This window comes from Amycolatopsis saalfeldensis (assembly GCF_900110575.1).
Lineage (GTDB): Bacteria > Actinomycetota > Actinomycetes > Mycobacteriales > Pseudonocardiaceae > Amycolatopsis > Amycolatopsis saalfeldensis.
On sequence record NZ_FOEF01000001.1, the window covers coordinates 53110 to 77666 of the forward strand.

The following is a 24557-nucleotide window of genomic DNA, read 5'->3' on the forward strand; positions in this document are numbered from 1 at the left end:
ACCGGGGAAGAACCATGCCTGAAAACACCTCTCCCGTGTGGCTCATCACGGGCTGCTCCACCGGTCTCGGCCGGGCCCTGGCCACCGCCGTGCTCGGCCGGGGGTGGCGCGCCGTCGTCACCGCCCGCGATCCGCGGCAGGTGGCCGATCTCGTCGAAGCACACGGTGACCGAGCGCTCGCGGTGGCGCTGGACGTCACCGATCCCGCCCGCATCACCGAAGTCGTCAAGCTGGCAGAAGCGACCTTCGGACGGGTCGACGTCCTCGTCAACAACGCGGGTTACGGCTACCTCGCCGCCGTCGAGGAAGGCGAGGACGCCGAAATCCGCACCCTTTTCGAAACGAACGTCTTCGGCTTGATGGCGCTGACTCGCGCCGTGCTGCCGGGCATGCGCGCACGGCGCAGCGGGCATGTCGTCAACGTCTCGTCGCTGGGCGGTCTCGCCGCGTTCGGCGCCACCGGTTACTACCACGCGACGAAGTTCGCCGTGGAGGGGATTTCCGAATCGCTCGCGGCCGAGGTCGCGCCGCTGGGGATCAAGGTGACGATCGTGGAGCCCGCCGCGTTCCGCACCAACTGGTCGGGCCCGTCCATGCGGCAGTCCGCGACCAGCATCGACGACTACGCCGAGACGGCCGGAAAACGCCGCGCCGCCACCACGTCCACCTACGGCCACCAGCCGGGCGACCCGGACCGGGCGGCCGCGGCGGTCATCAGCGCGATCGAGGCCGACGAACCACCGTTGCGGCTGCTGCTGGGCCAGGCCGCCTACGACATCGCGTCGGCCCGGCTCGGCGCACTCAAGTCCACTTTCGACACCTGGCGCGAACTCACGCTGAGCGCCGACTACCCGAAGGAGCAAGCATGACCACCGACGCCCGCAAGGTGATCCTGGTGACCGGGGCGAGCAGCGGCATCGGGGAGGCAGCCGCGCTGCGCCTCGCGGCCGACGGCCACCACGTCGTCGCCGGCGCGCGGCGCGAAGACCGCCTGACAGAGCTGGCGGCGAAGATCCGCGCGGACGGCGGCAGCATCGATGTCCGCCGCCTTGACGTCACCGACCGCGCGGACGTCGCCGAGTTCGCCGCCCGCGCCCGGCGCGAACACGGCCGCGTGGACGTGCTCGTCAACAACGCGGGCGTGATGCCGTTGTCCCGCCTGGAATCCCTGCTCGTCGACGAGTGGGACCGGATGATCGACGTCAACATCCGCGGGCTGCTGAACGGCATCGCCGCCACGCTCCCGATCTTCCGGGAGCAGGGCAGCGGGCACTTCGTGACCATCGCGTCCACCGGCGCGCACGAGGTCGTGCCCACCGGCGCGGTCTACTGCGCCACGAAGTACGCGGCATGGGCGATCACCGAGGGCCTGCGCCTGGAAGCCGACCCGAGCATCCGCGTCACCACGGTCTCCCCCGGCGTCGTCGAATCCGAGCTGGCCTCGACGATCACCGACCCGGGCGCGAAGGAGGCCATGCGCACCTATCGTGCCTCGGCCATCCAGCCGAGCGCGATCGCCGACGCCATCGCGTTCGCACTCGGCCAGCCACCCGAGGTCGACGTGAACGAGCTGATCGTCCGGCCGACCCGGCAGCGCTGAACCCGACGGTCGGACGCCGTCCTCACGAGGAGGACGGCGTCCGATCCCGACGGCTGAGCACCCCCGCGATCAGCACCTCGAGTGCGTCGCGCAGGCCCGAGGTGAAGTCCATCCGCCACTGGGCCAGAACAGGGTCAGTTTCATAGACGGCCCGCACGGCGGCGCCCGGGTGCGAGTGGGTCCACACCGCGCCCGCCACCATGATCGTCAGGGCGGCGAGACGGGTGCCCGCGTGCTCGGACAGCTCAGGCAAACGCTTGCGCAGCAGCCCACCCAACTCCGAAACCTGCGAGACCGCAGCATGTTTGTACCGCGCAGCCGCCTCGGGTGAGACGTTGTGCTCCAAAACCGCCGCCTGAGCACTACTCAGATCACACAACACAGGCCGCGCCGCGAGCGACCTCGCAAGGGCATCGGCCAGCCGGTCCCCCCTGAGCGCCAACGCCACATCACCATCGGCCGCCCCCTTCTCGCGTCCCGCCACCGCCACGCCGGCATCAGCAGACCGGCCGCTGCCCACGGCCACCGCCGCGTCGGCATCAGCTGCCCCCCTCCCGCGCCCAGGCACCACCGCGTCGGCATCAGCCGACCCCTTCCCACGCCCCGGGACCACCGCGTCGGCATGGACCGCCCCGTCCCTGCTCTCTGCCCCCGCCGCATCGGCATCAGTCGCCCCCCTCCCACGCACAACCACCACCGAGTCGGCATCAGCAGACCGGCCGCTGCCTCCAGTCGCATCAGCCGACCCCTTCCCACGCCCCGGCACCACCGCGTCGGCATGGACCGACCCGTCCCTGCCTCCGACGCTCGCCGCGCGGGCATGGACCGACCCCTCCCCAAGCCCCGCCGCCGCCGAGTCGGCATGGGCAGACCGGGCCCCTGCCGCAGCGGTATCAGTCGCCCCCTTCCCGCGGCCCGCCACCGCAGGGTCGGCATGAGCAGACCGGTCGCTGTGCCCAACCGCCGCCGCCTCGGCATGGGCGGAACGGTCCCTGCCCCCGCTCGCCGGGTCGGAATGGACCGACCCATCCCTTTCCTCGGTCACCGCCGCGTCGGTCTCGGGGAGCCGAGCCTCGCGCCCTGCCATCGCGGCGGCGGTGTCAGTGTCGGTGTCGACGGCCGCCAGTTCCGTGTCCAGGCCGTCGAGCCAGTGGCGTGACTCGGCGTTCAGCATCTCCAGCAGCACGGCCTCGCGGGATTCGAAGTACCGCAGCACGTTCGACTTCGCCAGCCCGGCCCGCCGGCTCAGCTCGCTCAAGGTGACCTGTGCGACCGGCATCTCCGCGAGCATCTCGGCGGCCGCGGCGAGGATCGCCCGGCGGCGGACCTCTCGCTGCTCCTCACTGTGCGCGCGCTGGAACGACGTCATTCCCGAAGTCTACAGACCCGTGGTCTGTTGCGAATAGAACGTCGGTCTGTTAGCTTCGAACTCGTAACAGACCGACGTTCTCTAACCAGGGATGGCAGACATGACCAGCAAGGTGTGGTTCATCACCGGCAGCGCCCGCGGCCTCGGCCGTGACCTCACGGAGGCGGCGCTGGCCGCCGGCGATCGCGTGGCGGCGACTGCCCGGGATCGCCGGCGCCTGGACGAACTGGTGCGGGCCTACGGCGTGGACGCCGTCGTCCCGATCACCCTTGACGTCACCGATGCGGCGGCTGCCCGCGACGCGGTCGACGAGGCCGTGCGCGTCTTCGGGCGCATCGACGTCGTCGTGAACAACGCGGGGTACGCCAATCTCGCGTCGTTCGAAGACACGCCCGACGAAGACTTCCGCGCCCAGGTCGAGACGAACCTGTTCGGCGTGGTCAACGTGACCAAGGCGGTGCTGCCGGTGCTGCGACGTCAGGGTGCGGGCCGGATCGTCAACGTGTCGTCGCTCGGCGGCCGCACCGCGGCGGCGGGGCTCGCGCCGTATCAGCTGTCCAAGTGGGCGGTCAGTGGCTTCACCGAGGTCCTCGCGCAGGAGGTGGGCCCGCTCGGGATCAAGGTCACCGCCATCGAGCCCGGCGGGATCCGCACGGACTGGGCGGGCAGCTCGATGCGCGTCCCGCCGGTCTCCGAGGCTTACGCGCCGACCGTCGGCGCGATGGCGGCGCTGCTCGGACAGGGTGGAACGCGGGCGGCGAGCGATCCGGCGAAGGTCGCGGACGCGATCCGCCGGCTCGTCGAGATGGACTCACCGCCGGTGCGCGTCCTGCTCGGCTCCGACGCGCTGGCCATCGCCAAAGCCGCCGCGGACGCGCAGTCCCGCAGCGACGCCGCCCTGGCCGGCTTCAGCCGCTCGACCGATCACGACGACGCGACCCCGGCTGAGCTGGACCCGTTCGGTGGCAGTGCGGCGCTCTCCTCCGGCGGTGTCGCGGCCGCCTCGTGAACAGCAGCAGGCAAACCGTAGAGACGGCGGGCGGCGCCTGGTTCGAGGCGGGCGTGCTCGGTATGCTCCAGGGCATCGGCGTCACGACGGTGCCCGCGGCTGACTCGGACCTCCGTCCCCTTGCTCACGGCGGGCGGTGCCGGATCGTCCGGCGGCCTTCGCGTCGCCGGGACCTGCCGCAGCGGCCCGGTTACCGAGGAGGTCACCATGCCCGACCCGACGCCCGATGCGGACCGAACAGCGGTCTGGCGTGCTTACGACGCCCTTGGCGAACTGACCGGCCGCATGCGCGCCGTCCTGGACGAAGCCCTCGCCGGCCGCCGCTCAGTCGCCGTCACCGGCTGGCGCGAGCTCGAACAGGCCGGCGAGGGCGCCCGAGCTCTCGCCGAGGCCCGCCGGTGGAGCGAAGAAATCGCCCGCCTCGCGACGGCCGCCGCCGAGGCCATCGGCCGCGCCCAGCACTGCGCCCAGCGCCCGGCCCAGGGCCCGGCGCCGAGCTGAAGCTTGGCCACACCTGGCTGACACCTGGGCCCGGACCCGGTACGCGAGCCGCAGCGCCCGCATCCGGCCACGGCCCGGCGCCTTGCCCGGGGCCTCGGCACCCGAGCCACAGCCCACCATTCGGCTGAGGCCTGCCGTCCAGCCGGGGCCTGACACCGATGCCGCGGCCCAGCACCCGACCGGGCCCGGTCTACGCAAGGCCCGACACTCGCGCCGCAGCCCAGCACTCGACCGAGGCCCGACGCCTACCCACCGCAAGACACTCACGCCCCGGCCCAGCACCCGACCGAGGTCGCCCACCCACGACCCAACACTCGAACCGCAGCCCAACACTCGACTGGGGCACGGCCTGCCCAGAGTCCGACGTTCGAGCCGCAGCCCGACACCCGACCGGGGCCCAGCGTGCCCAGGGTTCGAGCCGCGGACCCCGTTGCCGTGACGATTCAGTGCCGCTCGCTGGTCTCGGAGCGTCGAGCGCGTTGCCGCTGCAGCCAGGCGGCTCGGCGTCGGCAATGGTGCGTCGCGGTCAGCGTCGTCGCCGGTAAAGGTCGGGTGGCCGCTGGAAAAGTGAGGAGCCGGGGGCGCAGCAACGTGGCCGGCGAACGCACCGGGCGAGGAGCTGTCGTGCATGCGCGGGAATTCCGCGCGCCCTGACCGGGTGCCGAGGCAGGGTGTGAATGGCGCGGTCGCGGGGTACCAACCTGGCAAGCCCACGCTCTGAAATCCGGCTGGGAGACCCGCTGAGGAGAACCATGGGCATCACCAGTGCGCCATATATCTACGATTTCGCCGGGACCCGCGAGCTGTCGTCGCTGGCGCCGTTGCGGAAGTGGGTTCGCGCGCGGCTCACGGGGCTGCCGCGGGAGACCGTGCAGGACGCCGAGCTGCTGGCCACCGAGCTGGTCACCAACGCCTTCGAGCACGCAGGCGGGCCGATGGCGTTACGGCTCGAGCTGCCGGACGACCACACGGTCATCCGGCTGGAGGTCGAGGACTGCGCCCCCAATCTCCTGCCCACGACGGCCACCGCCTCGCCGGACTCGTACCGGGGCCGCGGTCTGCTGCTGGTCGACGCCCTCAGCGCCGGATGGGGAGCGGCGACCAGAGATGGGCGGAAGACGGTGTGGGCGGAGGTACCGGTGGCGAAGGGTTTGTGAAGGTCCGAACCGGACCAATACAGCCATTTCCGCTGAGCACAACCGCAACCAGGTACGGGCCACGCCCGACATGCCCGGCGAGCAGCAGCCCAACCACATCCGAGCAGCACCAACGGAGCTACATCCGGTGAGTCCCGGAGCAACCGCGCCCGAACCACGCCAGCACACCCACACCCGGTGAGTCGCCCAGCAACCAGGTCCGAACCGGACCAACGTGCGCCACCTCCGATGAACCCCAGCCCAACCACACCAGCACACCCACACCCGGTGAGTCCCCCAGCAACCAAGTCCGAACCGGACCAACGTGCGCCACCTCCGATGAACCCCGGCACCAACCACACCCGGACCCGCACCAGCACAGCCATGCCCAGCGGGCACCAGCCCAACCACGTCCGAACCGGACAGACCCAGCCGTCTCCGGTGGGTGCAGCCGGGGCGGTTGCTTAGGAGTCCGTCAGCGAAGCGAGCAGCTGCTCGACCGTAACCTCCGGATCGTCGCGGTACTGCTGCCAGCGGGCGAACAGCGTCTCCGCCGCGGTGAGGAGGTCGGGGGGTAGAGCGCTGTCGGTGCAGGCGGCGGCGATTTCCGCCATCTCGCCCTCCCAGCGCCAGGCCCGCCGGCCCGCGGAGACGATTCCGGCGGGCTGCCCGAGCGGGGTGTTCGCGAGCTTCGCGGCCGCCAGTTCGCGCAGGTCGTCGGCCACACCGTGGTGCGCGGCCAGTGCGTAGGACTGGGCGGCGAGCGCGAAAGTGAGCTTGTTGTACGAGGCGAACGCCAGCTTCAGCGCGGAGGCCCGGCCGACCGGGCCGTCGAGCACGATCGGTTGCAGGAACGTCTCCGAGAACAACGCTTCCAGCCGCGGGGCTTCGGCGCCCGACAGGTACAGCCGGGTCGTGCCGGCACGGTGTGGTGGCGGGCCGACGATGCCGCCGTCGACGACCGTCACCCCGCCGCGGTGCCGGAACAGCTCCTCGGTCTGCTGGGTGTGGCGCGGGCTGATCGCGTTCGCGTCCAGGTAAACGCCCTGGAACGGGGTCTTCGCGACGGCCGCGGCGACCTCGGCGGCGAAGGCGGGCGGGCAGACGCTCAGCATCACCCCGCACTCGGCGAGGTCCGCCAGGCGCGGCACTTCGACCAGCCCGGCCTCCTGCCCGCGGCGCCGGGTTGCGGGGCCGCGGCCCTCGGACACCCACAGCGTCCGCACTCCCCGCGCGGCGAGCAGCGCGCCGACGGCCGCGCCCATGTCGCCGGGATGCAGCAGGCCGACGGTCGTACTGGCCGGAATGGTCATCCGCCCATCCTAGCCCCGCCCGGAAAAGTCCATAGTGGACATACGTTACTGCTGATACGGCGCCGCGGCCGCCTTGGCCGCGGCGATGAAGGAGTCCTTGGTCTCCGGCCAGAAGGTGCTGTCGACGCAGGTGTACTTCGGCAGGAAGCCGCCGCAGGTACCGCTCGACGGGCCGACCTCGAAGGTCACGCTGGCGACGCCCAGCGCGCCGTAGGTGAAGTCGTCGGTGGTGCCGCTGGTGTCGTAGCCGACGGTTTCCGCGTTGGTGCCGACCAGGTATCCGTTGGACGCCGCGTACTTCGCGCCCAGCTTGCGGTACTGCGCGTCGTTCGGCGACTTCGACTGCGTGAAGCCCCACGGGATGATGATGTCGTTGCCGTAGCTGTGCAGGGTGATCATCGTGCCTCGCGCGGTGGCCGGCGCGGGGTCGTTGTCGCCGGTGCCGCGCTGTACCGGGTAGATCTTGCGGAACAGGCCTTCGAGCGCCTTCGCCTCGGGTTCGGAGCCCGCGCTCGCGCCCTGGTAGGTCTCGTCGCACGGCGAGTCGGAGTCGCCGCCCCAGCGGAAGGTGGAATTGCGGTTCACGTCGATGCCGATGTCCGTGCCGGAGCAGCCGCCGCGCGAGTTGTCGGCGTTCTTGCGCTGGAGCTTCGGCGAGTTGCCGCCCGAGGCCACGATGTCCACGCCGTCCGGGTTGGCCATCGGGACCACCCACACCTCGGTGGTGTCCAAGATGGACTTGGCGGTGGCGTCGGTGGCGTAACCGTCGGCGAGGTAGTCGATCCAGCGCCAGGCCAGCTCGCCGGTGGACAGCTCACGGGCGTGGATCTGCGCCATCAGCACGAACTTCGGCTTCGGTGAGGTGGTGCTCAGCGTGCAGTCGCCGGCCTGCTTCTTGGTCAGGCAGATGGCCTGCACGTCGTGCCCGCCCTGGCCCTGGGCCTTCTTCCACGACTGGCCGATGGTGTACTCCGTGGCGAGATCAGGGTGCGCGGCGGCGACTTGCGCGAGGTGCGCTTCGTGCGCGGCGACCGTGCGATAGCCGCCGTAAAAGGTGTCCGCGGCAAGGGAAGGGGACGCGGCGGGCAGATCCTTGTAGACGGTGTCGAAGAACTCCGGCCGGTAGCCGAGCGCCCGCAGCTTCCCGGCGACGCCCTCGTCACCGATCACGTAGGCGGCACCGGAATCGGACTCCCCGACGTCGAAACCCGCCTTGGCCAGTTCCGCCGCCCGCGCGCCGGTGGCGGGCACCCGCCAGTACACCGGGGTGCCGGCGGAAGCGGAGGCGGCGCCGGCGAGCACTCCGCTCAGCAGCAGACCGGCGGCGAGCGCGATCCGGAACAGGCGCCTGGACGTCATCGGTACTCCTCGTGGCCGCGGGCGAAGAGCAGCACGGACCGCGTTCGCGTGGTGACGCACTGCCGCGCACAGTGTGGCCGCCCGGGACAAACCGGCCATACCCCCGAAAGTCGGTTCTCCGGTCACTCCGCCGACGTGAGGATTTCGCCGATGGCCGCCCGCAGCCAGCGGTGGGCGCCGTCCCGATCGTGGCGGGTGTGCCAGGCCAGCACCGCGGGGATCTCCGGGGTGGGCACCGGCAGCGGGTGCGTCCGCAGGGCCGGGCCGAGCTGGTCCCCGGCCAGTTTCGCCGGGACGACGGTGATCAAACCGGCCGCGGTGACAGCTTGCAGCGCCATGGCCAGGGTGGGCACGGTGAGCACGACGCGCCGGCCGGCACCCCGCGCTTCCAGCAGGTCGTCGACGCGATCGCGCCGCCGGCCCCGCCGGGAGACGACCACGTGTGGCAGCGCGGTGAACCCGGCCAGAGTCCCGTCCACCGCCAGGACCCGGCGGGAGACGGCGACCAGGTGGTCGGTCATCACGGTGGTCGAGCGGACGTCGGCGGGGTGCACGGTCTCGTCGCTCAGCCGGATGTCGGCGTTGCCGCGGCGCAGCTCGTCGACGCTCGTGGCGGTTTCGCCGAGCACGCGCAGGTTCACTCCCGGCGCGGCCGCCGCGAGGTACGCGGTGAGCCGGGGAACCAGGGCGCCGGCCAGGACGTCGTTGCACAGCAAGGTGAACGTGCGGTCCACAGTGGCCGGATCGAGGTCCCGGTCCGCGGTGAAGATCGTCTGTGCGCGCACGACCAGCTGGTGCACCTCGTCGCGGATCTGCTCGGCGTACGGCGTCGTCAGCATCACGCGGCCGGAGCGGACGAGGATCGCGTCTCCGGTCGCGCGCCGGATGCGCCCGAGCGTCCGGCTCATCGCGGGCTGGGACAGGTGGAGCCGGTCCGCGGCGGCGCCGACGCTGCGCTCGTCGAGCAAGGCGTCGAGCGCGACCAGCAGGTTCAGATCCAGATGCATGACGGTAATGCTATGGATCAGGAGTATGCATTTGCAATCATAACGGCGGGCTTCTTCACTGGAGACACAGCGGAAGGAGCGGGAAATGCACATCGTGATCGCGGGCGGCGGCCTGGTCGGACTCACCACAGCGGCGTCGCTGCGGCGGATCGGGCACGAGGTCACCGTCCTGGAGCAGGCGCCGGAGATCCGCGCGGCCGGGGCTGGGATCGGCCTGTGGGAGAACGCGTTGCGCGTGTTCGACGACGCCGGGATCGGCGCCGAGGTGCGCGGGCTGGGGCAGCAGATCGACACGTGGTTCTTCGACCCGGCCGGGATGTCGTTGCGCGCCAACGGGTACGGCGACAGCGACTACCACTTCCTGCTGGTCCCCCGCCCCGCCCTGAACACCCTGCTGGCCGGCTTCATCGGCCGGGACCGGATCCGGCTCTCCGCCCGGCTGGCCGGGTACGAGGAGCGCGAGAACGAGGTCGTCGTCCACTTCGGCGACGGCGAGAGCCTGCACGCCGACCTTCTGATCGGCTCCGACGGCGTGTACTCCCAGGTCCGCGCGCAACTGCTGCCGGGAAGCGAAGCCGAACCGCACGCCGACCACTACGCCTGGCGCGCGATCGTCCCGAGCGCCGACGAGCGGCCCGAGGGAACCGTGGTGACCATCGGTCCCGAGCGCACGCGCGGCGGTTACACCCGCGTCGCCGAAGGGCGGACGATGTGGATGGTCAACCAGTTCGAGGCCGGCCCCCGCACCGGCAGCAAACGCGACCGGGCGCTCGCGCGCGCCCGCCGCCTCGCCGACGCGGGCTGGCACGGCGAGCTCCTGCGCATGATCGCCGACACCCCCGAGGACGCGATCCTGGAGAACCGGATCATGCTCGTGCCGCCGTTGCCGCGGTGGACCGGCCGCCGCGTCGCGCTCATCGGCGACGCCGCCCACGGGCTTTCGCCGCACATCGCCGCGGGCGGAACCCTCGGGATCGAGGACGCCGGAGTGCTCCGCGCGGCCTTGGAAACCGCGCCGAACCTGACCGAGGCGCTGAAGGCCTACGAGCGCCCGCGCATCGAACGGTTCGAACGGGTGCGGCAGTTCTCCGCGGACGTCGAACACGCCACCGGGCCGGCCGAATTCGCGGAGCGCTACGCCGCCTTCAGCCACTGGATGCTCACCACCGCGCCGGGCCACGGGCGTCAAGCGGGTTGACGCCCGTCGCGCCTCAGCCGGTGAGGTCGCCGTCCCGCTCGTTGGCGGCCGCGTAGAAGGCGAGCTTCTCCTCGTCCACCTGCACGCCGAGCCCCGGCCCGGTCGGCACGCGCAGGCGGCCGCCTTCGAGGGTCAGCGGTTGCACGATGTCGTCGGCGTGCAGGTAGTACATGCTGTCGATCGCGCGGGACAGCACCGGCGTGCTGGCGACGACGGCGAGGTGCGCCGCCGTCGCGATGCCGAGTTCGCCGCCGCTGTGCAGGTTCATGCCGAGGCCGAACGTCTCGCAGTGCGCGGCCAGCGCCTTGGTCGCCGAGATGCCGCCCCACTTGTAGACGTCACCGTGGATCACGTCCACCGCGCCGAGCCGCACAGCCGGCGCGAACTCCTCGAACCGGACCACGCACATGTTGGTGCACAACGGAATCCGGATCTTCGCACGGACCTGGCTCATGCCCTCGATGCCGGTGCACGGGTCTTCCAGGTACTCCAGGTCCAGCTCCTCCAGCGCCAGCCCGGCGCGGATCGAGTCCGGCACCGACCAGGCGGCGTTGGGGTCCACGCGCAGTTCGACGTCCGGCAGCGCGCGCCGCAACTCGCGCATGATCTCGACGTCTCCGCGCACATCGTTGGTGCCCTTGAGCTTCACCGCGGAGAACCCGCCCTCGCCGACCACCTTCGCGGCGTACTCGGCCAGGCCCTGCGCCAGCTCACGGCCCCGCGCGCCGGGCGCGTCGGCCCGCGTGATCAGCGCGGTGATCGGCACCTCGTCCCGCACCGGGCCGCCCAGCAGATCGGTGACGGACTGGCCGGTGGCCTTGCCCATCACGTCCCAGCAGGCGACGTCCAGCGCCGCGAGCGCCGCGTAACCGAGGTAGCCGTGGAAAAACGGCACCATGTGGTGGCGCCGGTGGAAGGCCTCCAGCGCGAACGGGCTGGTGCCGACCAGCTCCGTGGCCAGCTTCCGCGCCAGCTCCGCGACCGGGCGGCCCCACATCGTCTCGCCCCAGCCCTCGATGCCGGTGTCGGTGCGCAGCCGCACCACTGTGCGGGTCTCGCCCGTCTTGGTCTCGAACGAGCTGGTGAACGGATTGGTCAACGGCAGGTTCACCACTTGCACGTCGACGTCGGTGATCTTCATGGCTCCCCGTGGGTTCGGTGTCCGTGGCTTTCCCGGGTGGCGGCGTCGAACGCGCGCACGGCTTCGGCGAGTGCCGTCACGCGTGCCGCCAGCAGGTCTTGTCCGCGCTCGGCGGTGGCCGCCGTCGCGTCGTCGGTCGAGCCGCCGACGCGGGCCCACTCGCCGTGCCGCTCGACGGTCAGGCCGGGATACGGCGGCTGGTCGAACAGCGGTGGCGGCGTGACGGCCGGGTGCGGCACGCGTTCGCGCACCAGCTCCGGCCGGGCCGCGAGCATCAGCGACGTTTCGAAGGCGCCGGCGTGCCCGGGCGAGCCGCCCTCGCCGAGCGACCAGTACGAGCAAGCGGCCAGCGCGACGTCGGCGCGCAGCGCGTGCTGCTTCACCGCGAGCCGCATGATCTCGTCGTTGCCGCCGTGGCCGTTCACCACCAGTACGCGCCGGAAACCGCTCACCACCAGCGAATCGAGCACGTCGGCGAGCACGGCCGAGAGCGTCGCCGCGGAAAGCGAGACCGCGGCGGCGAACAGGTGGTGCGGGCTGTGCCCGAACGGCAGGCTCGGCAGCCGCACCACGGCGGGCTCGCCGCCCAGCCGCGCCAGCGCCCCGTCGACGACAGCCTCGGCCAGCATCGTGTCGGTACCCATGGGCAGATGCGCGGCATGCTGTTCTTGCGAGCCGATCGGGAGCAGGGCGATAGCGCCGGTGGACGGGTGGGTGGCGGGCTGCGATTGCGGACTGGTGGGCACCGAACCGCTGCCGCCCATCGGCCGGTCGGCAGCAGACTTCCCTTGCGAACCGGCGGGCACCGCGCCGCTGCCGCCCATAGGCCGGTCGGCGGCGAGCTGCGGCCCAGAACCAGCAACCGCCGAATCGCTAGCACCCGTCGACCGGTCGGCGGCGAGCTGCGGCGCAGTGCCGGCAACTGCCGAACCACCAGCCGCGGCGCGTACTTCGCGCCAGGTCATCCGGGTCAGTTCGGGCATGCGGGCTCCCCTCGAAGGTCCGGTCGTGGCATCGTGGCCGCATGAGCACCGGCGAACGCCCGGCCCTGCGGCTGGTTCCGGCGCCGGCTGTCGAGCCGGCCGCGCCGGTGCTGGGCGCGGTCGAGTTGCTGCCGGGGCGGGTGCGAGCCGCGTTGGTCGACCTGGCCGGCGAACTCCTGTGGCGCGCCGAGGCCGCCTATCCGCGGGGCGCGGCCGACCGGGGCGAAATCGACGCGGCGCTGGCCGAGGTGGTCCGGTTCCCGGTGCAGCCGATGGGGGTCGGCGTCGCGGCCGCTGGGCTGGTCGACGCCGCGGCGGGGGTCATCATCGAGGTCAACGAGGTGCCCGCCTTGCACGGGTACCCGATCGCCGCGGTGCTGACGGGGCTGGCCGGCGCGCCGGTGCACGTCGAGCACCGCGCGCGGCTGCAGGTGCTCGGCGACCGCTGGTTCGGGCCCGGCCGCGGGCGCAGCACGTTCGCCTCCGTCTCGACCGGGGAGGTGCTGGGCGTCGGCATCCTCTACGACGGCGAGGTGCTCGCCCCGCCCGGCGGCCGCAGCGGCGCGCATATGACGGTGGCCGCCAGTGGACAGCCGTGCACCTGCGGGGCGCGCGGCTGCTGGAAGACGGTCGCGACCACGCCGTGGCTGCGCGCCGAAGCCGAGCGGCGCGGCCTCGGCGCGCGAACGGTGCGCGAGCTGGCCGAAACCGGCGACCCGCTGCTGGAGGATTACGCCGGCAATATCGCGCTGGGCCTGGTGAACATCCAGCAGCTGTTCGCCCCGGGACTGTTCGTGCTGCACGGCGAGGCGGCCGAAGGCGGCGAACGCTTCCGCGCGGCCATCGAACGGCGGCTGCGCGAGGACTCCTCGTGGGCCACCGGCGCGGAGCCGCCGCGGGTGCTGGTCAACACCGGCGCGGCCGACGACATCGCGTTGCTCGGCGGCGCCGGGCTGGTGCTCTCCCACAACTGACCTCATGACACCGCCCGACGGCGACGCGCCAGGCGCGGGTCCGGGTTCGGCACCGCGTCCAGCAGGTTGCGCGTGTATTCGTGGCCAGGCGCGGAAAACAGCGTCGCGGCGTCGGCCAGTTCCACGATCTGCCCGGCGCGCATCACCGCCACCCGGTCGGCGATCTGCTGCACCACCGCGAGGTTGTGCGAGACGAACACGTACGTCAGCCCCAGCCGGGCCTGGAGCTCGGTCAGCAGGTCGAGTACCTGGGCCTGGACCGAGACGTCGAGCGCGCTGGTCGGCTCGTCCAGCACCACCAGCCGCGGGCGCAGCGCGAGCGCCCGGGCGATCGAGACGCGCTGGCGCTGGCCGCCGGAGAACTCGTGCGGGTAACGATCCTGGACGTCCGGCGGCAGCCCCACCGCTTCCAGCAGCTCGCCGACGCGGGCGCGCACCTTCGCGCGTCCTCGACGGCCGCGCGCCGAGCGGTCGTGCGTCACCAGCGGTTCGGCGACGATGTCCGTCACGCGCATCCGCGGGTTCATGCTGGAGTACGGGTCCTGCAGCACCACCTGCATCTCGCGGCGCACCTTCCGCAGCCGCGCGGCGGGCAGGGCGAACAGGTCCGCGCCGTCGAAGCGCACGGTGCCCGCGGTGGGCTCGGCCAGCCGCAGCAGCAGCCGGGTGAGCGTGGTCTTGCCGGAGCCGGACTCGCCGACCACGGCGAGCGTCTCCCCCGCCGTCACGTCCAGGTCCACGCCGTCGACCGCGGCCAGCGAGCCGTAGTCCTTGCGCAGGCCGCGGATCTCGACCAGGTTTGTCATGCGCGCTCCAGTTTCGGCGTCGCCCGCAGCAGCTCGCGGGTGTAATCCTCTTGTGGCGCCTCGAAAACCGCCGTCACATCGCCGGTCTCGACCACCCGGCCGCGGCGCATCACCACCACCCGGTCGGCGACCTCCGCCACCACCCCGAGGTCGTGGGTGATGAGCACGATCGCCATCCCGTGCCGGCGTTGCAGGTCCACCAGCAGCTCGAGGATCTGGGCCTGCACCGTCACGTCCAGCGCGGTGGTCGGCTCGTCGGCGATCAGCACCCGCGGCCGGCCGACCAGCGCCATCGCGATCATCACGCGCTGGCGCAGGCCACCGGAAAGCTGATGCGGGTATTGGTCCGCGCGCCGCTCCGGGTCCGGGATGCCGGCCTCGCGCAACGCGGCCACCGCTCCTTCACGCGCCTGCCCACGAGACGCGTTCTGGTGCCGTCGCAGCACTTCCGCGACCTGCGCGCCGACGCGCTTGAGCGGGTTCAGGCTGGTCATCGGGTCCTGGAAGACCATCGCGACCTCGTTGCCGCGGATCCTTCGCAAGTCCTTTTCGGACAGCCGAAGCAGGTCGCGCCCGTTCAGCAGCACCTCGCCGGCGGGGTAGACGCACGGCGGCTCCGGGTTGAGCCGCAGCGCCGAAAGCGCGGTGGCGGTCTTGCCGCTGCCCGACTCGCCGACCACCGCCAGCGTCTCACCGGCCTCGACGGCGAAGCCCACCCCCTCGACCGCGTGCACGGTCCCGGTGCCCAGCCGGAACTCGACGTGCAGGTCCTTGATCTCCAGCAACGACGTCATGAGCGGTACGCCTTCGGGTCCGCGACGTCGCGCAGCACGTCGCCGGTGATGTTGACGGCCAGCGCGGTGATCATCAGCGCCAGCCCGGGGAACACCGCCACCCACCACGAGGTGCCGAGGTACAGCTGGCCGTCGCTGAGCATGCCGCCCCAGGTGACGGTCTGCTTCGGCACGCCGAGCCCGAGGTAGCTCAGCGAGGCCTCGGCGACGATCGCCGCGGCGACGTGCAGGGTGCCGATGGTGGCCAGCGGCGCCATCACGTTGGGCAGCAGGTGGCGGCGCATGATGGTCAGGTCACCGACGCCGATGGCCCGCGCCTCGGTGACGTAATCCCTGGTGCGCAGGGAAAGCACCTCGGACCGGATCACCCGGGCGTAGGAGACCCAGCCGGTGAAGCCGAGCACCAGCACCACGTACCAGAGCCCGGAGCCGAGGAAGCCGACGATCGCGAGCGCCAGCAGGATCGACGGGAACGCGAGCTGGATGTCGGCCAGACGCATCAGGATCCGGTCGAACCAGCCGCCGAGGAACCCGGCGACCAGACCGATCACCGAGCCGACGATCCCGGCCAGCAACGCCGCGCAGGCCCCGACCAGCAGCGAGATCCGAGCGCCGTAGAACAGTCTCGACAGGATGTCGCGGCCGAGCTGGTCCGTGCCGAGCAGGTGGCTCGAGTCGCCGGCCGCCGTCCACGCGGGTGGACGGAGCCGGACCAGCAGGTCCTGCGCCCCCGGGTCGTACGGCGCGATCAGCGGCGCGAACACCGCGACCAGCACCATCACCGCCAGCACGATCACGGCGACGAGGCCGAGCCGGTTGCGCAGCACCGCGCGCACCGCGCCGCGCCGGGCCCGGGCCGTCGGGACTGTTGCGGTTACAGCAGTCATGAGGTCACCCGCACCCTCGGATCGAGCACCGTGTAGGACAGGTCCACCAGCAGGTTGACCACCACGAAGGTGGCGGCGAAGAACAGCACCGACGCCTGCACCAGCGGGAAGTCGCGGTTCTGGATGGCCTCGACGGTCAGCCGGCCGATGCCCGGCCAGGAGAACACCTGCTCGGTCAGGATCGCGCCGCCGAGCAGCGTGCCCACCTCCAGGCCGATCACCGTGACCACCGGCAGGGCGGCGTTGCGCATCCCATGGGACACCACGATTCCGCCGGTGCTCAGCCCCTTCGCCCGCGCCGTGCGGATGTAGTCCGAGCCGAGCACGTCGATCATCGACGAGCGCAGCAGCCGCGCGATCACCGCGACCGAGTACACCGCGAGCGTCACCGCGGGCAGGATGAGGTGGGTGAAGCCGCCGTATCCGGACGCGGGCAGCACTTGCAGCTGCACGGCGAAGATCAGGATCAGCACGATGCCCACCCAGAACGCCGGAGTGGACTGTCCGATCAGGACACCCGCCATCACGCCGGAGTCGCCGGCCCGGCCGCGGCGCAACGCCGCGAAGGCGCCCGCGGGGATCGCCAGCACCAGCGCGATGACCAACGCGGCGGCGGCCAGCTCCAGTGTCGCGGGCACCCGCGCGAGCAGCACCTCCGACACCGGCTGGTCGTAGACGAGCGAGTTGCCGAAGTGCAGCCGCGGCAGGCCGCCGAGGTAGTCGAGGTACTGCGTGAGCAGCGGCCGGTCCAGGCCGAGGCTGGCGCGCAGCGTCGCCTCCTGGGCCGCGCTCGCGTCGGGCGGCAGGATCAGCTTCACCGGGTCGCCGGACAGGCGGACCAGGAAGAACGCCGCGGTGGCAACGAAAAACAGGACGACGATCGCGGTCAGCACCTTGGTGACGACCACCCGCAGCACCCCGGCACCGGCCGCGGGCGGCTTCGCGACCGAGACCGCCGGCGCCGTCACGAGGTCACCTGCGCCTTGGCCATGCCGAGCACGCCGACGACGCCGGGCTGCCAGCGCGGCCGGGTGTTGACCGCGTAGATGTTGTCGATCTGGTAGAGGAACACGAACGGCGCCTCCTGCTTGAGAAGGGACTGGAGCGCGGTGAAGGCCCGCTGCCGGCCGGGCGGGTCGACGGTCAGCTCCTCCGCGTCGATCAGGCGATCGGCCTCCGGGCTGGACCACCGGCTCTGCCGCCGGTCGTGGCGGACGTTGGACTGCACCAGGCTTTCCGCGTCGAGCGTCCAGCCGGTGCTCGCGGCCAGGTAGATCGGGCCGAGCGCGCTGCGGTTGTTCGATGTCAGCCGGCTGGTGTACGTGCCGGTGTCGACCAGGTCGACCCGCGCGCGGACCCCGGCCTTGGCCAGCAGCCCGGAAATCGCCTCGGCGATGTTGGAGTCACCGGTCTGCGCGGTCAGGGAGGTGTCGAAGCCGTTGGGGAACCCGGCATCGGCGAGCAGCCGCTTGGCCAGCCCGAGGTCACGCGAGTACGGCGTGATCGAGGGGTCGAAGCCGAACGATTCGCGCGGGAACATCGTCGGCACCTCGCGCGCCTTGCCGTCGAGCACCGCCTTGATCAGCAGCGGCACGTCGACAGCGTGGTTGAGCGCCTGCCGCACGCGTACGTCGCGCAGCGGCCCGGCCGTGGTGTCCAGCGACAGGTACGAGGTGCGGATGCCCGGGTAGTTGCGGATCGCGACCCCGGTGTAGCCCTGGATCTGCAGCGCCGCGTCGGGGGTCAGGCTCGCGACGATGTCGACCTCGTCGCTCTGCAGCGAGGCCAGCGCCGAGGACGGGTCCGGCATCGGCAGGAACACCAGCTCGTCGAACGACGGCCGGCCGCCCCAGTAGCCCGGGTTGGCGCGCATCCGCAGCTGGTGGTCGCGCTGGAACTCGACGAAGGTGAACGGCCCGGTGCCGACCGGGTGCTTGGCGAACCCGGCCGAGCCGACCTGCTTGAGGTACCCCGGCGGCACCGCGACCCCGCCGAACAGCGACACCTTCGCCGGGATGATCGGGTCCGGCTGGCTGCACCGCAGGTCCACCGTCAGCTCGTCGACGACCACGGCCTGTTTCACGTAGCGCAGCTCGACGATCGGCGACTTGGTGGCCGGGTCGAGCAGCCGGTTGATGCTGAAGGCGACCGCCTTGGCGTCACACGGCTCGCCGTTGTGGAACCGCACGCCGGGCCGCAGCCGGAACCGCCAGGTCAGCGGGTCCGGCGAGGTCCAGGACAAGGCGAGCCCGGGCGCGAGCTGGTTGTCCGGACCGCGCGTGGTGAGGGTGTCGAACAGGTTGATCAGGACGTTCATCGAGGTCAGATCGCCCTGTTTCTGCGGATCCAGGGTTTTCGGGTCCGAGGTCTGGGCGACGCGCAGCACGTTGCCGACACTGCCGTCCGCGGTGCCGCAGCCGGCGAGCAGGCCGGGCAGGGCCAGTGCGGGCAGGGCGAGGCCGCCGAGCCGGAGCGCGTCACGGCGGGTCAGACGGGAACGCGGAGGAGCCACGGGTCGCCTTTCGCCAGAATTCCATTGAGTGATATCTCGTTCCGTCACATGGAACGCGATTGCGCTAAGGTAGGCCGCATGGAGAGGGCTGTCAACGACAAGTCCGGGGCGCGCGGTGAGCCCCGGGGCGCGGTGGGGAAGGCGCTGGAGGTGCTCACGGCGTTGGCGCGGCCGGGCGGCCCGCACCGGCTCGCCGACCTGGCCAAGGTCTGCGACCTGCCGAAACCCACCGCGCACCGGATGCTGCAGACGTTCGCCGAAGCCGGTTTCGCGGCCGGCGCCGGCGGCGGCCAGTACGACGTGGGGCCGCGGCTGCTCGGCCTTTCGGCGGCCGTGCTCGCCGGCAGCCGGGCCACGCGCTTCACCCGGCCAGTGCTGACGGAGCTGCGCCGCCGAACCGGGCACACCGTGCACTACGCGGTGCATCACGCCGACCGCGCGGTGTACGTCGAGAAGGTGGAGCCGGACCAGGCGTACCGGATGAACTCGCAGGTCGGCGGCGAGGTGCCGCTGTACTGCACGGGGGTGGGCCGCGCGATCCTGTCCCGGCTTTCCGCGGCCGAGGTGGCCGCGGTGCTCGACGCGGCACCGCTCGAAGCGCGCACCCCCAAAACGCTGACCGACCCGGCCGCGATCCGCCGCGAACTGGCCACTGTGGACACTCTGGGCTACGTGGTCGACGACGAGCAGAACGAGCCGCACGTCCGGTGTGTCGCCGCGCCGGTGGTGGACGGGCTGGGGCACGTGGTCGGCGCGCTCAGCGTCTCCGGGCTGACGTTCACCCTGCCGCCCGACAGCGTGCCCACCCTCGGCCCGCTGGTCGCCGAGGCCGCGAACCGGCTTTCGGCCACGCTCGGCCAGGGGATGCGGGTGGTGTCCGATGCGGACTGAACTCGGGAAGATCCTCGACGCCGGGCGAGAAAACCGGGTGTTCTCCGCTGCCGCCTGGTCGGTCGGCACCGCCGACGGGGCCCTCGACCGCGGCGTGCTCGGCACCCGTTGGCACGGCGGGCCGGACGCGGCCGAGGACAGCCGGTGGGACCTCGCGTCGGTGACAAAGCCGTTGGTGGGACTGGTGATCGCGGCGCTGGCCGATCGCGGTCTGCTCACCTTCGAAGACCCGCTCGCCCGCCACCTGCCGGCGTACGCGGGCGGCGACAAGGCCGACATCACCGTGCGGCAGCTGCTCACGCACACGTCCGGGCTACCCGGCGGCACGCCGCTCTATCGCGAGCACCCGACACGCGAGGCGCTGCTCGAAGCCATCCGCACCGGCCCGCTGCGCGCGGCGCCGGGCGACCGGGTCGAGTACTCCTCGCAGGGATTCATCCTGCTGGGCCTCATCGCCGAGGCCGCCGGCGGCCATCCGCTGGACGAGCTGGTCGCGCAGTTCGTCAGCACCCCGGCCGGGCTGACCGGCACCGGGTTCGGCCCGGCGGACGCGGCGCGCGCGGTCGCCACGGAGGACTGCCCGTGGCGCGGGCATGTGGTGCGCGGCCAGGTGCACGACGAGAACGCCGTGGTACTGGGCGGAATCTGCGGTCACGCCGGCCTGTTCGCCCCGCTGCCGGACGTCGAACACCTCGGCCGGGTCCTGGCCGGCGGCGCCGCACCGCTGCTGAAACCCGCCACTCACGCCGAGATGATCCGGTGCCAGACCGAAGGCCTTCGCCGTGGCCTGGCGTGGCAGTGCTTGGACGTGCCCGGCTCGCCGGTCGGCACGGATCTTTCCCCGCGGGCGTACGGGCACACCGGGTTCACCGGCACCAGCCTGTGGGTGGAGCCGGACCGCGGCCGTTACTACGTGCTGCTCACCAACCGGGTCCATCCCTCTCGCACCACGCCGGGCATCGAAACGCTCCGCCGCGCTTTCCACGAGGCCGCGGTCCGGCTCTGAAACCCTTGTAGCACACGCGATGCGGTCATTCCCGCACCGTCCGTCACGGCCGGGAAATCGTTATCTCGCTTTCGCCGCCAGGCCCCGGTCCGGTGTGCAAAACTCGGCTGCATGCCGAAGAGGGGGCTGCCCGCACCATGGGCGCGTGCGCCGTTGATGATCTGGCGGCAGCCGACGGTGGTGCTGGCCGTGCTGGCCGCCGCGGTGCTGGTGGCGCTGCCGGCCGCGTCGATCTCCCTTTTTCTTTCCTCCGCGGGCACCGCGACGCTGCAGAAGCAGGCGGACGCCGCGTGCGAATGGGCCGTCGGCGCGCAATGGCGGGGACAGCTGCCGGTGGTGCCGAGAAACCCGCAGGTGCCCGAAAAGGTGGGCAAACCGCTGCTGGACGCGCGGCTCACGGCGGTCCGGCAGGCCGAAGTGGGCATCCCGGATCTTTCGCCGCCCGTGAGCACGCTGATCTCCGGCGCGAACGTGACGGCCGCGACCGGGACCCCGGTGCACCCCGAGCAACGGCTGATGAACCTGGTGGCCCGCGACGGTTTCGCCGATCACGTCCAGGTGCTGTCCGGCGGCACCGGCCCGGGCATCTGGCTGCCGGACCAGTTCGCGAACCTCCAGCAGCTGAAGGTGGGCGACCGCGTTTCGCTGACCAGGGGCTCGACCACCGGCTTGGGAGCGGCCGGCGGGGACACCCCGCTGGTCACCCTGCGGGTCGCGGCCGTTTACCGTGACCTGCGCTCCCTGCCGGACGAGCAGTACTGGTGCAGCCTCAAGAACCTCTACCGCGGCAGCCCGCTGAGCAACGCCGGCGTCTACCCCATGGCCCTGCTCTCGAGCGACGACCTGTTCAAGGCCACCGACCCGGATTCCGGTGCGGGTTCCCTCGTCGAAAGCTCGGTCGGCACCACGGGCCTGACCACGGCGAGCGCCGCCCCGGTGATCGACGGCCTGGAACGGCTCCGGGCGCGCACCGCCGATCCGCAGGACCCGCTGGGCCTCGCGTTCAGCCACGCGCAGTACACGACCTCGCTGCGCGGGATGTCCGAACGGGCCGACGAGGTGACCTCGGCGCTGGTGACCACCGTCGTGCCGATGGGTGCCGTGGGCGCGCTGGCGGGACTGGTGATCGCGGCCGCGGCCGGGTCGTTCTGGGTGGACCGGCGGCGGGCCGAGCTGGCGGTGCTGTCGGCGCGCGGCGTCGGGCCGTGGGCGCTGGTGGGCAAGGCCGTGCTGGAAACCGGCGCGGTGGTGGCCCTCGGTTCCGTCGCGGGCTGGTTCGCGGCGCGGTACCTGGTGGCGGCCGTCGGCCCGAGCCCGCTGGTGACGCCGGGCGCGGTGACCGGTTCGGTACTCGCCGGAGCCGGCGCCTTGCTGGTGACGCTGGGCGCCATCGCGGTGGCGAGCGGGCGCCGGATCACCGCGCACTTCGACACCCGCGCGACGCGGGCGCGGCTGTGGCCGTGGGAGCTGATTCCCCTGGTCGCGGCGGTCGTCTGCTACTTCGTGCTCGGCGACGGCACCGTCTCGGGCCTCGGCACGGCGGGCTCGGTGGCGGGGATCCCGCCGCGGCTGGTCGTGGTGCCGCTGCTGCTGGTGATCGGGCTGGCGCTGTTCGCGGCGCGGATCGTGCGCTGGTCGGTGGTGCGCGCCAACCCGGTGAAGGTGACCAGGCCGGTCTCTTTCCTTTCCTGGCAACGGATCGCGTCCGGTCCAGCCGCGGCCGCGGTGCTGATCGCGGCGACGGCGATCCCGGTGGCACTGTCGGTGTACGCGACCACAGTGACCGGTTCGGTGGACCGCACCCTGCACGCGGAATCGCAGCTGATCGTCGGCTCCGACGTGGTCCTCGGTCTGACGGGCCCCGCGCACGTGCCGCCGGACCTCGCCGGCCGGACCAGTCTCGTGGACCGGTACGACTCCGGTCACGTCGGCAGCACCACCGTCAACGTGCTCGGCGTCGACCCGGAAACCTTTGCCACCACGGCGTTCTGGGACGACGCCCTGCCCGGCCCGACGCTCGCCGAGCTGATGGGCAAGCTCGCCGCGCCCGGTGCGCCGGCCGGGATCTTGGCCGGGCTGCCCGCCACCCCGGCCTCGGCGGACGTGCGCATCAACGGGCAGACCACGAGGCTGTCCATCACCACCGTCGCCCAGCTGCCCGGGAAGAACTCCGGCTTCCCGCAACTGCTGGTGCGCAAGGACCTGCTCGACCGGCTGGCCGGGGAGAACGCGCACAGCCAGCTGTGGATGCGCGGCGACCCGGCGCGGAACCTCGCGGCGCTGAGCGGCACCGGCACGCAGATCGGGACGATCAGCCAGGCCCAGGAGGTGACCGCCAACGGCGTCTACGCGGCCATCACTTACACCTTTGTCTTCCTGACCGCGGTTTCGGTGCTCGCGGGCGCGATCGTGCTGGTGGGCTTGCTGTTGTACCTGAACGCGCGGGCCCGGGCGCGACGCAGCGCGTACGTGCTGTTGCGGCGGATGGGGATCGGGCCGCCGGCGCACTGGCGGGCCCTGCTGTACGAGGTGGGCGGGCTGCTGATCGCGGGGTTCGCCTTCGGCCTGGTGTTCGCCGCGGTCGCCGTCGCGGTGACCAGCCCCGGTTACGACCTCGATCCCGGCATCGCGCCGGGCACCCTGATCTCGGCGCCGTGGTCGCTGGCCCTGCGCCTGGCGGCCGCGACCCTGCTCGCGGCGGTGCTGGCCACCCTCGCCGCGCAGCGCGCGGTCTCCCGCGCCCGCCCCGCGGAGGTGCTGCGTGACACCGAATAGCCCACCGGCGCCAGGCAGTTCACCGGCCCTGCGCTGCGCGGGGCTCACCCACCACTACCCGGCTTCGGACCACGACGTCCCCGCGCTGCACGACGTCGCGCTGTCCGCCGCCCGTGGCCGCGTGACCGCGCTCGTCGGCCCGTCCGGATCCGGGAAGTCGACCCTGCTGCGGATCCTGGCCTGCCTGGACCGGCCCACCCACGGCACCGTCGAGGTCAACGGTGTCGACGCCACCGCGTTGTCCGCCCGCCGCCGCCGTCAGCTGCGCCGCCACCAACTGGGCTACGTCTTCCAGAATCCCATCGACAACCTGCTGGGCTATCTCACCGTCGAGGAGCATCTCGGCCTCGCTGCCCGTCTGCGCCGCACCGGCCCCGCCGGTGGCGAACTCCTCGACGCGCTCGGTCTCGCCGGCCGTCGCGCCCATTACCCCCGGCAGCTTTCCGGCGGCGAACAGCAGCGCGTCGCCCTCGCCTTCGCCGCCGCCGGTGATCCGGCCGCGCTGCTCGCCGACGAGCCCACTGCCCAGCTCGACCGGGCGTCGGCTCACCTCGTCGGCGAGGCGCTGCACCGTCTCGCTTCGCTCGGGCACGCCGTGGTCGTCGCCACCCACGATCCCGAGCTCACCGCCGTCGCCGATGACGTGCACGAACTCGTCGACGGGAGGATCGCGTGAGCCTGGTGACGCTGACCGACGTCAGCAAGAGCTACCGGCGCACTCTCGCCCTGCGGCCGGTGAGCCTCGAACTGGAACCGGGGGAACTCGTCGCGCTCGCCGGCCCGTCCGGCTCCGGCAAGAGCACCCTGCTGATGATCACCGGCGGCTGGGAAACCCCCGACACGGGCACGGTGACGCCGCATCCGCCGTTACCGGATCTCCCCATGGCGGAGCTGCAGTGGGACCACGTCGGGTTCGTGCCGCAGTCGATCGGCCTGTTCGACGAACTGTCCATTACGGACAATCTCGCCTTCCCCGCCCGTGCCCGCGAAGACACCGCCGACCGGGAGAAACTGCTGGAAACCTTGGACCTGGCCAAGTTCGCGCACCGCCGTCCGGCGCAGATCTCGCGGGGTGAGCAGCAGCGCGCCGCCGTCGCCCGCGCGCTCGTCACCAACCCCACGCTGGTGCTCGCCGACGAGCCGACCTCGCACCAGGACCGCGCCCACGCCGAGCTGGTCCTCATCCGGCTGCGAGCGGCGGCCGACGCCGGCACGACGGTCCTCGTCGCCAGCCACGACCCGCTCCTCACCCAGCACGCCGACCGCACGATCACCCTCGCCGGCGCTTAGGGCTCC

23 protein-coding genes are annotated in these 24557 nt (G+C 72.1%); 12 read left to right on the top strand and 11 right to left on the bottom strand.

Translation table 11 applies throughout. The annotated features are described in order from the left end of the window. The first annotated feature begins 14 nt into the window (after nt 1–14). Entirely contained in the window at nt 15–869 is an 855-nt protein-coding gene (locus BMY97_RS00260) for an oxidoreductase (RefSeq protein ID WP_091610762.1), read from the top strand. Continuing rightward, nucleotides 866–1600, top strand: coding sequence for an SDR family oxidoreductase (locus BMY97_RS00265; RefSeq protein WP_177231112.1), 735 nt, complete (start codon nt 866–868; stop codon nt 1598–1600). Before BMY97_RS00260 ends, BMY97_RS00265 begins: the two co-directional genes overlap by 4 nt. A 22-nt stretch (nt 1601–1622) precedes the next feature. On the opposite strand, the gene BMY97_RS47675 is transcribed toward BMY97_RS00265, so the two are convergent. Then, a complete protein-coding gene (locus tag BMY97_RS47675; RefSeq protein WP_218156643.1) occupies nt 1623–2969 on the bottom strand; it encodes a TetR family transcriptional regulator in 1347 nt (448 codons plus the stop codon). A gap of 100 nt (nt 2970–3069) precedes the next feature. Between BMY97_RS47675 and BMY97_RS00275 the strand changes: the two genes are divergently transcribed. From BMY97_RS00275 to BMY97_RS00285, 3 genes are all read left to right on the top strand, one after another. After that, nucleotides 3070–3978 (top strand): SDR family NAD(P)-dependent oxidoreductase, encoded by a 909-nt coding sequence (locus tag BMY97_RS00275; RefSeq protein ID WP_091610768.1) that lies wholly within the window; start codon nt 3070–3072, stop codon nt 3976–3978. A 207-nt stretch (nt 3979–4185) separates the two neighbouring features. Continuing rightward, the gene (locus BMY97_RS00280; protein WP_091610771.1) at nt 4186–4479 is read left to right on the top strand and encodes a hypothetical protein; all 294 of its coding nucleotides are present in this window, start codon (nt 4186–4188) and stop codon (nt 4477–4479) included. Nucleotides 4480–5231: 752 nt separating this feature from the next. Beyond that, nucleotides 5232–5636, top strand: coding sequence for an ATP-binding protein (locus tag BMY97_RS00285; RefSeq protein WP_245787059.1), 405 nt, complete (start codon nt 5232–5234; stop codon nt 5634–5636). A 443-nt stretch (nt 5637–6079) separates the two neighbouring features. Here BMY97_RS00285 and BMY97_RS00290 read toward each other — a convergent pair whose 3' ends face one another. The 3 genes from BMY97_RS00290 to BMY97_RS00300 all read right to left on the bottom strand — a co-directional run bounded on the left by BMY97_RS00290 (nt 6080) and on the right by BMY97_RS00300 (nt 9294). Further along, a complete protein-coding gene (locus tag BMY97_RS00290) occupies nt 6080–6928 on the bottom strand; it encodes an NAD(P)-dependent oxidoreductase (protein WP_091610774.1) in 849 nt (282 codons plus the stop codon). 45 nt (nt 6929–6973) lie between these two features. Beyond that, nucleotides 6974–8287 carry a M14 family zinc carboxypeptidase gene (locus BMY97_RS00295; RefSeq protein WP_091610778.1) on the bottom strand — a complete coding sequence of 438 codons (1314 nt, stop codon included), beginning with the start codon at nt 8285–8287 and terminating at the stop codon, nt 6974–6976. A gap of 122 nt (nt 8288–8409) precedes the next feature. Beyond that, nucleotides 8410–9294 (bottom strand): LysR family transcriptional regulator, encoded by an 885-nt coding sequence (locus BMY97_RS00300; RefSeq protein WP_177231113.1) that lies wholly within the window; start codon nt 9292–9294, stop codon nt 8410–8412. 58 nt (nt 9295–9352) lie between these two features. Between BMY97_RS00300 and BMY97_RS00305 the strand changes: the two genes are divergently transcribed. Then, complete coding sequence (locus tag BMY97_RS00305) at nt 9353–10492, top strand: FAD-dependent oxidoreductase (RefSeq protein WP_281246875.1); 1140 nt, start codon at nt 9353–9355, stop codon at nt 10490–10492. A gap of 13 nt (nt 10493–10505) precedes the next feature. Here BMY97_RS00305 and BMY97_RS00310 read toward each other — a convergent pair whose 3' ends face one another. Both BMY97_RS00310 and BMY97_RS00315 read right to left on the bottom strand, forming a co-directional pair. After that, nucleotides 10506–11633 carry a mandelate racemase/muconate lactonizing enzyme family protein gene (locus BMY97_RS00310; protein WP_091610783.1) on the bottom strand — a complete coding sequence of 376 codons (1128 nt, stop codon included), beginning with the start codon at nt 11631–11633 and terminating at the stop codon, nt 10506–10508. Then, nucleotides 11630–12616, bottom strand: a complete 987-nt coding sequence (locus tag BMY97_RS00315) for a creatininase family protein (protein WP_245787060.1) — start codon at nt 12614–12616, stop codon at nt 11630–11632. The genes BMY97_RS00310 and BMY97_RS00315 overlap by 4 nt, the downstream gene beginning before the upstream one ends. A gap of 41 nt (nt 12617–12657) precedes the next feature. On the opposite strand from BMY97_RS00315, the gene BMY97_RS00320 reads away from it, so the two are divergent. Further along, entirely contained in the window at nt 12658–13590 is a 933-nt protein-coding gene (locus BMY97_RS00320) for an ROK family protein (RefSeq protein WP_091610788.1), read from the top strand. 2 nt (nt 13591–13592) lie between these two features. Here BMY97_RS00320 and BMY97_RS00325 read toward each other — a convergent pair whose 3' ends face one another. The 5 genes from BMY97_RS00325 to BMY97_RS00345 are packed head-to-tail and all read right to left on the bottom strand — an operon-like array spanning nt 13593 to nt 18589. Next, a complete protein-coding gene (locus BMY97_RS00325; RefSeq protein ID WP_091610791.1) occupies nt 13593–14396 on the bottom strand; it encodes an ATP-binding cassette domain-containing protein in 804 nt (267 codons plus the stop codon). Further along, complete coding sequence (locus tag BMY97_RS00330; RefSeq protein WP_091610794.1) at nt 14393–15190, bottom strand: ATP-binding cassette domain-containing protein; 798 nt, start codon at nt 15188–15190, stop codon at nt 14393–14395. The genes BMY97_RS00325 and BMY97_RS00330 overlap by 4 nt, the downstream gene beginning before the upstream one ends. After that, on the bottom strand, nt 15187–16077 hold the full coding sequence (locus tag BMY97_RS00335) for an ABC transporter permease (RefSeq protein ID WP_091610797.1): 891 nt from the start codon (nt 16075–16077) through the stop codon (nt 15187–15189). Before BMY97_RS00335 ends, BMY97_RS00330 begins: the two co-directional genes overlap by 4 nt. Next, the gene (locus BMY97_RS00340) at nt 16074–17045 is read right to left on the bottom strand and encodes an ABC transporter permease (protein WP_091610800.1); all 972 of its coding nucleotides are present in this window, start codon (nt 17043–17045) and stop codon (nt 16074–16076) included. Before BMY97_RS00340 ends, BMY97_RS00335 begins: the two co-directional genes overlap by 4 nt. Beyond that, a complete protein-coding gene (locus BMY97_RS00345) occupies nt 17042–18589 on the bottom strand; it encodes an ABC transporter substrate-binding protein (RefSeq protein ID WP_091610803.1) in 1548 nt (515 codons plus the stop codon). Before BMY97_RS00345 ends, BMY97_RS00340 begins: the two co-directional genes overlap by 4 nt. A gap of 78 nt (nt 18590–18667) precedes the next feature. Between BMY97_RS00345 and BMY97_RS00350 the strand changes: the two genes are divergently transcribed. From BMY97_RS00350 to BMY97_RS00370, 5 genes are all read left to right on the top strand, one after another. Beyond that, nucleotides 18668–19480 (top strand): IclR family transcriptional regulator, encoded by an 813-nt coding sequence (locus BMY97_RS00350; protein WP_091610805.1) that lies wholly within the window; start codon nt 18668–18670, stop codon nt 19478–19480. Further along, nucleotides 19470–20486 carry a serine hydrolase domain-containing protein gene (locus tag BMY97_RS00355; RefSeq protein ID WP_091610808.1) on the top strand — a complete coding sequence of 339 codons (1017 nt, stop codon included), beginning with the start codon at nt 19470–19472 and terminating at the stop codon, nt 20484–20486. The genes BMY97_RS00350 and BMY97_RS00355 overlap by 11 nt, the downstream gene beginning before the upstream one ends. Nucleotides 20487–20597: 111 nt before the next feature. Next, a complete protein-coding gene (locus BMY97_RS00360; protein WP_245787061.1) occupies nt 20598–23261 on the top strand; it encodes an FtsX-like permease family protein in 2664 nt (887 codons plus the stop codon). After that, nucleotides 23248–23937: an ABC transporter ATP-binding protein gene (locus BMY97_RS00365; RefSeq protein WP_245787062.1), complete on the top strand. Its 690-nt coding sequence runs from the start codon at nt 23248–23250 to the stop codon at nt 23935–23937. Before BMY97_RS00360 ends, BMY97_RS00365 begins: the two co-directional genes overlap by 14 nt. Then, on the top strand, nt 23934–24551 hold the full coding sequence (locus BMY97_RS00370; RefSeq protein WP_245787063.1) for an ABC transporter ATP-binding protein: 618 nt from the start codon (nt 23934–23936) through the stop codon (nt 24549–24551). Before BMY97_RS00365 ends, BMY97_RS00370 begins: the two co-directional genes overlap by 4 nt. The last annotated feature ends 6 nt before the right edge of the window (nt 24552–24557 follow it).